10 protein-coding genes are annotated in these 11823 nt (G+C 70.4%); 7 read left to right on the plus strand and 3 right to left on the minus strand.

Translation table 11 applies throughout. The annotated features are described in order from the left end of the window. Positions 1–20: 20 nt before the first annotated feature. The 7 genes from D7Y13_RS14275 (at position 21) to D7Y13_RS14305 (ending at position 5607) form a co-directional block, all read left to right on the plus strand. Positions 21–746 (plus strand): hypothetical protein, encoded by a 726-nt coding sequence (locus D7Y13_RS14275; RefSeq protein ID WP_147444312.1) that lies wholly within the window; start codon positions 21–23, stop codon positions 744–746. After that, positions 743–2059 (plus strand): ATP-binding protein, encoded by a 1317-nt coding sequence (locus D7Y13_RS14280; RefSeq protein ID WP_120583919.1) that lies wholly within the window; start codon positions 743–745, stop codon positions 2057–2059. The genes D7Y13_RS14275 and D7Y13_RS14280 overlap by 4 nt, the downstream gene beginning before the upstream one ends. Continuing rightward, positions 2056–2613, plus strand: coding sequence for a response regulator transcription factor (locus tag D7Y13_RS14285; protein ID WP_120533055.1), 558 nt, complete (start codon positions 2056–2058; stop codon positions 2611–2613). Before D7Y13_RS14280 ends, D7Y13_RS14285 begins: the two co-directional genes overlap by 4 nt. 150 nt (positions 2614–2763) lie before the next feature. After that, positions 2764–4221, plus strand: a complete 1458-nt coding sequence (locus tag D7Y13_RS14290) for a DUF1380 domain-containing protein (protein ID WP_233595588.1) — start codon at positions 2764–2766, stop codon at positions 4219–4221. A gap of 86 nt (positions 4222–4307) precedes the next feature. After that, positions 4308–4739 (plus strand): VOC family protein, encoded by a 432-nt coding sequence (locus D7Y13_RS14295; protein ID WP_120533054.1) that lies wholly within the window; start codon positions 4308–4310, stop codon positions 4737–4739. Positions 4740–4747: 8 nt separating this feature from the next. Next, entirely contained in the window at positions 4748–5119 is a 372-nt protein-coding gene (locus D7Y13_RS14300; RefSeq protein ID WP_120583918.1) for an ArsR/SmtB family transcription factor, read from the plus strand. Next, the gene (locus tag D7Y13_RS14305) at positions 5116–5607 is read left to right on the plus strand and encodes an SRPBCC domain-containing protein (RefSeq protein ID WP_233595587.1); all 492 of its coding nucleotides are present in this window, start codon (positions 5116–5118) and stop codon (positions 5605–5607) included. Before D7Y13_RS14300 ends, D7Y13_RS14305 begins: the two co-directional genes overlap by 4 nt. Positions 5608–5627: 20 nt before the next feature. On the opposite strand, the gene D7Y13_RS14310 is transcribed toward D7Y13_RS14305, so the two are convergent. The 3 genes from D7Y13_RS14310 to D7Y13_RS14320 all read right to left on the minus strand — a co-directional run bounded on the left by D7Y13_RS14310 (position 5628) and on the right by D7Y13_RS14320 (position 11385). Beyond that, complete coding sequence (locus tag D7Y13_RS14310; RefSeq protein ID WP_120533052.1) at positions 5628–6578, minus strand: hypothetical protein; 951 nt, start codon at positions 6576–6578, stop codon at positions 5628–5630. Positions 6579–6772: 194 nt separating this feature from the next. Further along, positions 6773–8338, minus strand: coding sequence for a sensor histidine kinase (locus tag D7Y13_RS47985; RefSeq protein WP_120533051.1), 1566 nt, complete (start codon positions 8336–8338; stop codon positions 6773–6775). A 206-nt stretch (positions 8339–8544) separates the two neighbouring features. Then, the gene (locus D7Y13_RS14320) at positions 8545–11385 is read right to left on the minus strand and encodes a TonB-dependent receptor domain-containing protein (RefSeq protein WP_120533071.1); all 2841 of its coding nucleotides are present in this window, start codon (positions 11383–11385) and stop codon (positions 8545–8547) included. Positions 11386–11823: the final 438 nt, after the last annotated feature.

Raw genomic sequence — 11823 nt, forward strand, 5'->3', positions numbered from 1 at the left:
CGCGTTTCGTGTCAGGCGTCGTGTTGCTCGGGGCCCTGTGCGGCCTGGGCGCTTGTGGTGAGCGGCTGGACGGCGTGCACGTCACGCTGGGCCTGGAGCACCGGGCCACCTCGCACGGCGTGGAGGCCTCCGGCGGTGGACGCTCCCTCACCCGGACGGATGGACAGACGCTCACGCTGACGCGCGGCTACGTGACGCTGGGCAGCGTGGAGTTGAAGCCGTGCGAGGAGGCCCTGGGCTGGCGTCTGCTGCGGGCGGTGTCTCCCCTGGGCACCGCGCACGCGCACTCGGCGGGGTCGCCGCGGCTTCTGGGCACGCCGCATGTCAGCGGGCTGGAGCGGCCGGATGGGAACGTGCTGACGCTGGGCACGCTGCGGCCCGCGCCGGGGCGCTATTGCCGGGCGCGGCTCACCTTCGAGCCGGCGGACACGGACGCGGAGGGCCTGCGGGCGGCGGCGGACAGCGGCGTGGACATGGTGGGCCGCACGCTGTGGCTGGAGGGGACGCGGGTGCCGGCGGGAGGAGGCGAGCCCCAGCCCTTCCGCCTGGTCACGTCGAACATCGCGTCGGTGGAGGTGGTGCTGGACGGGCTGACGTTGTCGGAGGAGGAGCCCACCGCCGAGCGCACCTTCGTGCTCGCCTGGGACACGTGGCTCGCGAACGTGGACCTGGAGTCGCAGGGAGCGGCGGCGGCCGTGCTGGACACGGTGGCCCGCTCCGTGGCGATGTCCTCCGTCGCGCCATGACGACCCCGCCGCCCGCGTCGCCCCTTCCTTCCGAACCCTCGCCCCGGGCCCGCATCAACCTGGTGTGGCTGTTGCGGCTGCGCTGGGGCGTGCTCGTGGGGCAGGCCGTGCTGGTGGCGGTGGCGGCGTGGGGCCTGAAGCTGGCCCTGCCGGTGACAGCGCTGGTGGTGCTGCTCGCGGTGGAGGCGCTGACGAACGCGGCGGTGAGAGCGGGCCTGTCCCGGGCGCGGCCGGTGGCGGAAGCGGCCATCTTCGGGCTGATGCTCTGGGACACGCTGGTGCTCACGGGGCTGCTCGCGCTGAGCGGCGGGACGCACAACCCCTTCACGACGCTGTACCTGGTGAACGTGGCGCTGGGCACGGTGCTGCTGCCCGCGCGCCGGACGTGGGCGATGCTGGTGTTCACCCTGCTGGCGTTCGGTTCGCTGTTCGTGTTGCAGGACGTGACGCTGCCGGGGCTGGCGCGGCCGGACCACGCGGAGTTGATGCGTCTGCATTTGAGCGGCATGTGGGTGGCGTTCGCGGTGGCTGCGGGCTTCATCGTGTATTTCATTCAACGCGTGACGCGGGCGCTGGCGGAGCGTGAGCAGGAATTGGCGCAGACGCGGGCCCGGCACGCGCGGCAGGAGAAGGTGGCCTCGCTGGCGACGCTGGCAGCGGGCGCGGCGCATGAGCTGTCCACGCCGCTGTCCACCATCGCGGTGGTGGCGAAGGAGCTGGAGCGGGCGCTCGCCGCGTCCAGCCCCTCCGAGTCGGTGCGCGAGGACCTGCGGCTCATCCGCCAGCAGGTGGACCGGTGCCGGGACGTGCTGGTGCAGATGTCCGCGGACGCGGGCCAGACGACGGGCGAACCCTTCCACCCCATCCCGCTGGAGCGGCTGGTGGAGGAGACGCTGTCGGAGCTGTCCGGCCGCGAGCGCGTGCGGGTGGAGCTGCCCGAAGCGCTGAAGGTCTACCGGGTGCACGGGCCTCCCCGGGCGCTGGCGCGGGTGCTGCGGGGGCTGGTGAAGAACGCGTTGCAGGCCACGCCGGGCAACCGGCCCGTGACCTTGAGCGCGCGGGCCCAAGGCCCGGGCGCGCGGCTGGAGGTGCGCGACGAGGGCCAGGGGATGCCGGACGCGGTGCTGGCGCGCGCCGGGGAGCCCTTCTTCACGACAAAGGCGCCGGGCGAGGGCATGGGGCTGGGGTTGTTCCTGGCGCGCACCCTGGCGGAGCAGTTGGGCGGGTCGCTGGAATTGCGCTCGAAGCCAGGGGAAGGCACCACGGTGGGCTTGAGCCTGCCGGCCGCGAGCGCGCAGGAGGCGGCGGCGTGAGCACGACCGTGGTGGACCACCGCCCCAGCCTGTTGCTGGTGGACGACGACGCGACGCTGCGCGAGCGGCTGGCCCGGGCCTTCCGCGAGCGCGGCTGGGACGTGACGACGGCGGGCCACCACGAGGAGGCGATGGCGGCGGCGGGGCGCGAGTCACCGGAGTACGCGGTGGTGGACCTGCGGATGCCGGGACACAGCGGGCTGGAGCTGGTGAGGGACCTGCTGGCGGTGGACGCGTCCACGCGCATCATCGTGCTGACGGGCTACGGCAGCATCTCCACCACGGTGGACGCCATCCGGTTGGGGGCGGTGAACTACCTGCCGAAGCCCGCGGACGCGGACGACATCCTGGCCGCGTTCGCCCGGGCGGCGGAGGAGCCGTCCGTGGCCGCGCCGGAGACGCTCCAGGCGCCGTCATTGGCGCGGGCGGAGTGGGAGCACATCCATCGCGTGCTCGCGGACAGCGCGGGCAACATCTCCGAGGCCGCGCGCAAGCTGGGCATCCACCGGCGCTCGCTCCAGCGCAAACTCCAGAAATACCCGCCGTCGCGCTGACACGGCGCCCCGGAATAAATCCTCCCGAAGCGGCGATATGGCGCCATTTCCGTGGCGTTGGACCTCATGTCCCCCCTGGGACGGGGGCATCCATCTCTAGCTCCGGGAGAGCTGATGAACAGTCGTTGGATTCTCGTCGCCGTGACCTTGATGTCCGTGGGCTGCGCCCATTCACAGCGTGGGTCCGATTCGGAGCTGCCCAAGTACGAGCACGTCTTCCAGAAGCCGCTGGCGGAGGCCCTGGACGTCACGCGCCAGCTCCTGGAAGCGAAGGGCTACTCCTTCGAGCAGACCGAGGACCCGACCCAGCTTGTCACCGAGTGGAAGTCGCCCGACAAGACCCACGGCAGGATTGACACCTATTCGCGCTACCTGGTGACGGGCATCGTCCTGAGCCCGCGCCAGTCCGTGGTCCGCATCTTCCGGATGGCGCATGAGACGGCGACCAACGACGTCGAGTGGCGCAAGCATTGGTGGAAGGTGTCCTCCCAGTGGGCCGAGCACTACTCGGACGCCTTCGTTCAGGAAGTGAACCTGAGGCCGAACAGCAACGACGAGAAGCGGCTGGCCATGCTGCGCGGCGTCCAGCACGGCATCCGCGACCTGGACCTGGAGCAGGCGCTCACGCTGCGGCTGGAGTCCGCGCCCTCCGTCGAGGTCGTCAGCGGCAACATCGCACAGGAGAAGCGCCCCACCGCGGTGAGGGATTCGGACTTCTACCTGGAGGGCTGGAAGGAAGAGGCCAGGGCGGAGGGACCGTGCACCGAGACCGTGCAGGGCCTGCCGGGATTGCTGCACCCGGGCCTGACGCTGCTCATCGGCGAGCAGTTGGGTTCCAACGAAGCGCCCCGGACGGTGGGCCACGTGGTGTGTCAGGCCGCGCAGACGGGGCTCGCGGTCGTGCTCGGCCTGTCCATCCCGGACACGGAGCAGGCGCGCATCGACGCGTACCTGGCGAGCCCCGGCGCCCCGGCGGACCAGGACGCGCTGCTGGAAGGGCGCTTCTGGTCGCGTCCCTACCAGGACGGCCGCAGCAGCCGCGCCATCATGGAGCTCATCGACCGGGTGCGCGCGCTGCGCACTGCGGGGCAGCGCGTGACGCTGGTGGCCTACGACACGGACCTGCTGCGCGGCAGCGAGCGCGACGCGGCCCAGGCGAAGCTGTGGACCGAGCGCCGGACCGCACAGCCGAATGAAGTCCACATCGTGCTGTCCGGCAACACGCACACGCGCATCGCGAAGGGCACGGAGTGGGACCAGGGCTTCACGCCCATGGCGCACCTGATGAAGGACTATCCGTCGCTCGTGGTGCTGGAGATGAGCTACGCGCAGGGCACGCGCTGGGGCTGCGACCTGGACCGGAACGGAAAGCTCGCCTGCGGCCTCGTGGGCGCCACGCCTTCGCCCAAGGTGGCCGCCCGCGAGGGACTCAGCCCGCACATCCGGCGGCTCGACGTGCCCGCCAGCGAAGGCTTCCAGGGCCTGCTCTACGTGGGAAAGATCTCCCCCTCGCTGCCCGCCATCCTGGGCCCGCAGGAAGCGTCCACCGGGCCCTCGCTCAACCTGCGGCCCCAGCCCCGCACGGGCGGAACCCCCAGGCCGTTCTAGGCCGTCCGGACCGGGGTTGACAAAAGTTAACGATAGGATTAATCATTCACCCTATCGTTAACGACTTTCCCACCGGAGTGACCGCCATGAAACCGCTCCCCGAAGGCTGGCCTCGCATCTGTTCCGGCATCTTCTATGAGGACGCGCCCGCCGCCATCGACTGGCTGGAGCGCGTCTTCGGCTTCCAGACGCGCCTCAAGGTCGAAGGGGCGGGCAACACCATCGAGCACTCGGAGCTCGTCTACGGCGACGGCGTCATCATGGTGGGCTCCACCCAGAAGCGCTCCTTCCACGCGAGCCCCAAGCAGCACCAGGGCATGAACACCCAGTACCTGATGGTCCACGTGGACGACGTGGACGCCCACTGCGCGCAGGCCCGCGCCGCCGGGGCCACCATCTTCCTGGAGCCCGAGACGAAGAACTACGGCGACGACTGGGGCACCAATCGCTCCTATGGCGCCACCGACCCCGAAGGCCACCGCTGGTGGTTCACCCAGCGCGTCACGGGGCCGGTGTAATCCCAACCATGGCCACCCCGTCCGCGTTGGACCGCACCCTCTCCGCCCTCGCCGACCCCACGCGCCGGGGCGTCGTGGACCGCCTGCGCCAGCGGCCCCACCCCGCGGGGGAGCTGGCCGCCGCCTTCGACATGAGTCCCCCCGCCATGTCGCGCCACCTGCGCGTGCTGCGCCAGACGGGGCTGGTGGAGGAGAACATCGACGCGGACGACGCCCGCGTGCGCGTCTACCGCCTGCGCCCGGAGCCCTTCGCCGCCCTGCGCGGCTGGCTGGACGAGGTGGAGTCCTTCTGGGAGGACCAGCTGGGCGCCTTCAAGGCCCACGCGGAACGCACCCGGGGAACGAAGGGCCCCGGAACCTCGGGAGGCCGCAAGTCATGATGCCGTCCGCCGACCGTGCCCGCGTCACCACCTTCGTCGCCGTGTCCCCGCTGGACGCCTTCGAGGTCTTCACCCAGGAGACCGACGTCTGGTGGAGCAAGGGCCCGCGCAACCGGGCCTTTCATGCGTCCAACAGCAGCCTGCGCTTCGAGCCTCCCGGCCCCGGCGGCCGCCTGCTGGAGTCCTCGGAGACGGAAGTCTTTGAAGTCGGCCGCGTGCTCGTCTGGGAACCCGGCGCGCGGCTCGTCTTCCAATGGCGCGCCAGCAACTTCGCCCCGGACGAAATCACGGAGGTGGAGGTCCGCTTCGAGCCCTCTTTCGGAGGCACCCGCGTCGTGCTCGAACACCGCGGCTGGGATTCCATCCGCATGGACCACCCCGCCCGCCATGGCATGGATGGCCCGGCCACCGTCGGGATGATGGGTCGTTGGTGGGGGGACCTCGTCACGCGCTTCCGGCTTCGCGCTGGGCGGCCCCTCCCCGCATAGACAGACAGTCTCCCTGGCGATTACTGGCAGGGACCGCAGTCCGCCGCGCAGCTGTTCGGCGTATTGCTGGTGCCGCACTTCTCCGTGAGCTGGCAGACGTTGTCGCCGCACCGGTAGATGTCCTGGGACAGCATGCGCGTGGTGATGGGCCGGTACGTCACGCCGTTGTACGTGCACCGCGTGTAGTAGGTCCGCGTGGCGTCCAGCGTGCAGTAGTAGCGGCACGCGCCCACGTGCTTCATCGGCGTGCACGTCGTCGTCTCGCTCCAGGACGACAGGCCGCAGGTGCGCACCGTGCTCTCGTCGTAGTCCAGGTAGGCGCCGTCATTGGCCGCGAAGGCGCCCTCTCCTGTGAAGAGGTTGCCGAAGAAGCACGCCTCGGGCTCGGCGTAGGTGCTCAGCTCGTCCGTCGTGTACGGCACCGTCCCGCCCACCGCGTCGCGCCCCAGCACGGAGATGTCCACGTGCACGCCGTACTTGTTCGCATGCGCCGCCAGGCACGCGCTCACCACCTGCTGCTCCGCCACCGTCGCCGGCGCGCCCCCCGCCCAGCCCGGCGCCAATCCCAGACTCCCCTTCCACGTGTAGTTCGCCCCCGTCGTGGGCGACTGGTACGTCAGCTGATTCCCCGCCGCCATCGAGCACTGCACCACGTAGCGCATCACCATGTCCGCCGACGCCGGGTCCGCCGTGAACCACGTGCGGAACCCATTCGTGGACAAGCCATTGGTGGACAGGCCATTCGTTGACAAGCCATTGGTGGACAGGCCATTGGTCGACAAGCCATTGGTCGACAAGCCATTGGTGGAGAGCCCATTCGTGGAGGCGAGCGCGTCCGAGGCCTGCGTGGGGACAGCAGCCTGCTCGTCCGCCGCCAGCGGCGCACCACAACCGGTCAGCGCGGTGGCGAGCACCAGGGACAGCCAGCAAGACGACCGGGACGAGGGGATGCGAGGGGGACTGACGTGCATGGGGACTGCCTCCGCGTGGGTGGCCGCACGAGCCGTACGGCCTGATCAACCGGTAAACGCGCCTCCGCGAAGCGAGCAGTGCCCCTGCACTCCCGACCCATCCCCTTCGGTCCTTCGCCCAACACGCAGTGCGTGTGACAAAGGACGCTCACCCGTTCACCGCATGGCGGTGAACGCTCACCCCTTCCAAAAGCTCAGGCGGTTCGCGTGCGACCTCGCGACGCCTTCGCCTTTGCCTTCGGACGCGGCGGCCGGGGCAGCTTCACCGTGAACGTGGTGCCGTCCTTCTCCGACGAAGCCACCTCCACGGTGCCCCCGTGCGCCTGGACGATCTCCTTCACGATGAACAGCCCCAGTCCCAACCCCGCATTGCGCCGGCTCTGTTCCCGCTCCCCTTCACCCTGGCGAAAAGGGTCGAAGAGCCGCTCGCGCAGCTCCTCGGGGATGGGCGTGCCGGGGTTCTGCACCTCCAGCACCTGGTGCTCGCCCTTGGCCCAGCAGCGCAGGAACACCGGCGCCTCCGGCGTCCCGTGCTCCAGTGCGTTGCCCACCAGATTGCTCAACACCTGCGCCAGCCGCTCCGCGTCCCACTCGCCTTCGGCCTTCCCATCCACGTCCACCGCGATGGCGCGCTCCGGGTAGGCCGCCGACAATTCGTCCACCACCTGCTGACACACCACCCCCAGGTCCGTGGGGCCCTTGCGCAGGGGAATGCCGCCGGCCAGCCGGGCCCGCGTCAAATCCAACAGGTCCGCGATCATGTTCCCCATGCGCGTCGCGGAGGACTCGATGCGCTGCGCGTGCTGCCGGTGCTGCTCCGGCGTGCACTCCAGCGGTCCGCGCCGCTTCTGCGCCCGCGCCGACAGCACGATGGCGTTGAGTGGATTGCGCAGGTCATGCCCCAGGATGCCGATGAAGCGCTCGCGGAAGCGCGCCTCCTCCACCATGGACGCCAGCTCGCGCGTGCGCTCGGTGACGTCCATCATCGAACCAATCATCCGCACCGGGCGCCCTTCGTCATCGCGCGCCAGCACGCCCCGGTCCAGCACGTGCGCCCAGCTCCCGTCCGCGCGCTGGAACCGGTACTCGTCCTTCCAGACGTCTCCGGTGGACGCGACGAAGTCCACCAGCTTGTCCACCACCCGCTCGCGATCGTCGTCGTGCACGCGCGCGCCCCACCAGCCCAACTGATGATCCAACACCGCCGTGGCGTGGCCGAACGCGTCCCCCGTGCCCGGGTCCCACCGCACGCGGTCGGTGCCGAAGTGCCAGTCCCACAGCACGTCGTGCGTGGCCCGCGTCGCCAGCCGGTAGCGCTCCTCCGCCTCGCGCAGCGCGCTCACCGTCTGCTCCGTGCGCGCCAGCGCCTCCTCCACCTCGCGCCGGGCGTTGCGCTCCCGGGCCGCCTGCTGCGCGTCGGACGCGCGTCCCTCGTCGCGCGGCAACAGCCACAGCGCGAGCCCCTCACCGTGGCGCACCACCACGTACTGGCGCCCCGCCACGTCCCCCGGCACCTGGCCCACGTGCGGCACGCCGCGCAGGAGCACCCGCGCGCACGCCATCACGTCCACCAGCGCGACACCTTCCAGCATCCACAATGACAGATGCCGGCCCAGCTCCAGGGAACGCACCCAGCCCTCGGCGGGGACGTTCATGGACGTCCACCGGAAGTCGAGCACCTCGCCCGTCTCCCCATGCAAGGGCTCCAGGAGGATGCAGGGCGTCTCGTTGTCGGCGGGCAATTCCCACGCCGAGGCCATTCCCGGCCCCCAGGACAAACCCATCATCGTACTCCCCCCGACGCTTCGGGCCTTGCCCCTGCCCTCGGCGACGGTGCCAGGCAGGCGTGAATAACCCGCGTCTCGCGGAATACTGACACATTTGGGCACTGGAGGATCGGCCCTGGAGTGCAGGGTGGGCGAAAAAATGCTCACCCCTGAGCACTGGGCCTACCTGCCAGGGCGGTTCAGTACCGCCCTTTGACGCCGATGATGGGCAGGGCGATGGGTAACCCCACGGAATTCTTGGTCAAGGGCTGCCGGCTGAAGCCTCCGCCCTCGTATTCGAAGCCCAGGGTCTCCTGGTTGAGGGTGACGTTGAGCATGTCCAGGTAGGCCTCCAGGGTGAAGGTCTCGTAGGCCCAGGCCTTGGACACGCGCACATCGAAGCGGAAGAAGGGCGGCAGCCGGTCCACGGCGTCCCTGTCCACCCTCACCCACGCGGGGCGGCCGTCGCTGTCGGTGCCCTCGCGCATCGTCTGGCTGCCCAGGGTGCCGTACTCGGGACGTCCGGTGTTGAAGTGGAGCACGCCCCCCAGGGTGATGTTGTTGGAGAACTTGTGACTGACCACCAGGTTCAGGATGTGTGTCTGGTCGAAGGCGAAGGGCAGGTCGGCCTTGTCCTCGGAGATGGCCTTCCCCGTGGAGTCGTAGCGGAAGAAGGTGGTGCGCCGCGTGCTGCGCTGCAGGCTGTAGGACAGCCACCCGAACCAGTTGTTCCCCAGCGGGTAGCGGATGAGCAGCTCCATGCCGTACGCCAACCCGTGGCTCTCGAAGTCCGGCAGGTCCCAGTCGTCGCGGCTGACGGGAGGCTCATCCACGTTGATCTGCCGGGCACGCACCCGGCGGAAGCCGTTCTGGGTGACGCCACCGCCGGGCAGGTCGGGCTCGCCAGGCTCGGAAGGCTCGCCGGGGCCCAGATCGTCGCCCAGGCCCTCGTCGGAGAAGGGCGTCAGCTCGATGGTGCGCAGCAGGGGGTTCACATAGAAATCCAGCCCCACCTCCCACTTGCTGAAGGCCTTCCATTCCGCGCCCACGGACATCTGGACGCCCTCCTGGAGGCCCAACAACAGACTGCCCACGTCCACCACCGGCAGGCTGATGAGGGTGGTGGGCGGCTGGTGGAAGATGCCCGCGCCGCCCTTGAGCGACACGGTGTCGGTGAGCTTGTGGCGCACGGTGAGGCGCGGCTCCAGGACCTTGTGGTCGAACCCGCCGGACAGGTGGTAGCTGTCCAGGCGCAGGCCGGGCACCACCGTCCACTTCGGGTTCGGCGTCCACACCGCCTCCGCGTAGGCGCCCGCGAAGGTGGCCAGCGCCACGGGCGCGTGGATGCTGTCCTCCTCCACCTCCTCGCCGCCCTCCACGCTGATGAGGTCCACGATGGCGCGCTTGTGGTCCACGTCCGCGCCAGCGCGCAACAACAGACGCTCCGACAAGGGCACGCTGTAGCCCACGCGCCCCGACAGCGTGCTCTGGTCGATGTAGATTTCATCGCCGTTGTCCGGCCCGCGTGACACGACGGAGAAGCGGTCCAGGCCCCACGTGCCGCCCACCTCGAACTCGCCCTTGCCCACCGGGTAGCGGCCCCGCAGGTCCACGCGGTGGAAGATGATGGATTGCAGCGCGGTGTCGCCTTGCGCGTCCTGCGCCTCGGAACCGAAGGTGTCCGACGAGCCAAAGGCAAACAGCCGCAGCTTGCCCTTGCCCACGTCCTGCTCCACGCGCGCCTGGTAATCCCAGAAGTCGAGCACCACCTTGGGGTTGGTGCGGCCCGGCGGCGCGGGGTCCTGGAGGCTGTTGGCCGCCAGCGCGATGATCCACGGTGTATAGGAATAGCGTCCCGCGAGGCTGACGTTGGTGCCGGTGGACTTGAAGGGCGTTTCAATGAAGAAGCCCGCGTTGATGAAGTCCGCGTACGCGCTGCCGTGCACCCGGTCATCGCGCGGCCGGGTGAGGCGCCCGTCGATGGCGCCCCCCATCAGCCGGCCGTACTGCGGCGGCGGCGTGCCCGGATAGAAGTCGATGGCGTCCAGGAAGTCCGGGTGGATGACCGCGGGGCCCAGGAACAGGTGGAAGAGGATGGGGATGCGGATGCCATCCAGGAAATAGCCCGTGGACGCGGGCTGGCTGCCGCGCACCACCGGGTAGGCCACGCCGGACAGCATGCTGCCCACGCCCGGCAGCAGCATGACCACGCGGAAGGGGTCGCCCATGGTGCCGGGCACCTCGCGCAGCTCCGCGTCGTGCAGGGTGATGCGGCTGACCTCGGTGCGCTCGCGGTCGCCTCGCACCACCGTCTCGTACGGGTTGAGCACCAGCGGCTCCAGGCCGTAGACGACCTCCAGCGACTCGGTGCTCTTCAGGGCCTCGCGGTACAGGCCGGGTTTGTGGCCCGGGGCGAACACGCGCACCGCCTGTCCCCCCGTGGGGAAGCGCGCCTCGAAGCGGCCGTTCTCATCCGTCTGCACCGGGAAGTCCGGCGCCGCGTCCGACACCAGCGTCGCCCCGATGAGCGGCTTGCGGTTGCCCTTGGCGCGCACCAGACCCTTGAGGGTGATGGGGCCCTTCAGCTGAGTGCCTTCGGTGCCGCCGTCCGCGCCGGTGGCCACCGGCAGGGGGGCCTCGAAGCGGTACTCGAAGAACAGGCGCACCGCGACGGGCTTGCCCTCCATCAGCGCCGGGGAGAAGCGCAAGCGGGGCGCCGCGTGCAGTGCCGCCTCGTTGAGCAGCGGGTGCACGCCCTCCACCAGCGTGGCGGTGTCCACCTCACCGGCTTCGTCCACCAGCAGCTCCAGCTTCACCGTGCCGGCCACGCCCTCGCCCACCAGGAGCGGCGGGTACGGCGCGGGGGAGTCCCCCACCAGCGCGGGCGGCACGAAGGCGGCCAGCGCCGGCCCACCGTCGGGGGCGGCCCCGGCCTCCACCGCCCAGCCCGCGTCGGTGCGCTGCAGCTCCGCCTCCTTCGCCACGGTGCCGGCGCCGCCGTCCGCGGACGTGCCCTGCCCTTCGGTCCACGGCGCGTCCATGCCCCGGGGGGCGGAGCCGGTGGTGAGGTTCTCCTCCGTGACGGGCAGGCCCGCGTCCAGCGTGTCGCCCAGGCGCTCACTGCCGGGGCGCTCTTCGCCCACGGCGGGAGTTGCGGCGGGTGGCACCGCGCGCGCGGGAAGGGCCGGCAGCAGGAAGGCCAGCACCAGCGCCATCCCCACGAAGCGCCAGGGCTCGCTCCTCTTTCCTACGGGCATGGGCCTACGGTCATGGTCGGTGGAGCTCGTCGTACGTGAAGTCGGTTCCCGGCCGCGCCCATGAGGCCAGGGGATGTGCGCCCTGACAAGCGCCCCTCCGTGATCGCGGCGAATGCCTTGGCTCGCGGGCGCGCCACAATCCACGCATCCTTCCTCTGGCGGACACTTGGACGCGGGCCGTCGTCGCGCCGTGGATGCCCGCCCCCGCCCTCGGGACGGGAC

Source organism: Corallococcus praedator (genome assembly GCF_003612125.1).
Taxonomy (GTDB): Bacteria; Myxococcota; Myxococcia; order Myxococcales; family Myxococcaceae; genus Corallococcus; species Corallococcus praedator.

Coding starts and splice junctions, on each gene's coding strand:
- D7Y13_RS14290 (WP_233595588.1), top strand. CDS start 2,764: ATGTCCGTGGGCTGCGCCCATTCACAGCGTGGGTCCGATTCGGAGCTG.
- D7Y13_RS14295 (WP_120533054.1), top strand. CDS start 4,308: ATGAAACCGCTCCCCGAAGGCTGGCCTCGCATCTGTTCCGGCATCTTC.
- D7Y13_RS14305 (WP_233595587.1), top strand. CDS start 5,116: ATGATGCCGTCCGCCGACCGTGCCCGCGTCACCACCTTCGTCGCCGTG.
- D7Y13_RS14320 (WP_120533071.1), bottom strand. CDS start 11,385: ATGGACGCGCCGTGGACCGAAGGGCAGGGCACGTCCGCGGACGGCGGC.
- D7Y13_RS14300 (WP_120583918.1), top strand. CDS start 4,748: ATGGCCACCCCGTCCGCGTTGGACCGCACCCTCTCCGCCCTCGCCGAC.
- D7Y13_RS14280 (WP_120583919.1), top strand. CDS start 743: ATGACGACCCCGCCGCCCGCGTCGCCCCTTCCTTCCGAACCCTCGCCC.
- D7Y13_RS14310 (WP_120533052.1), bottom strand. CDS start 6,578: ATGCACGTCAGTCCCCCTCGCATCCCCTCGTCCCGGTCGTCTTGCTGG.
- D7Y13_RS47985 (WP_120533051.1), bottom strand. CDS start 8,338: ATGGCCTCGGCGTGGGAATTGCCCGCCGACAACGAGACGCCCTGCATC.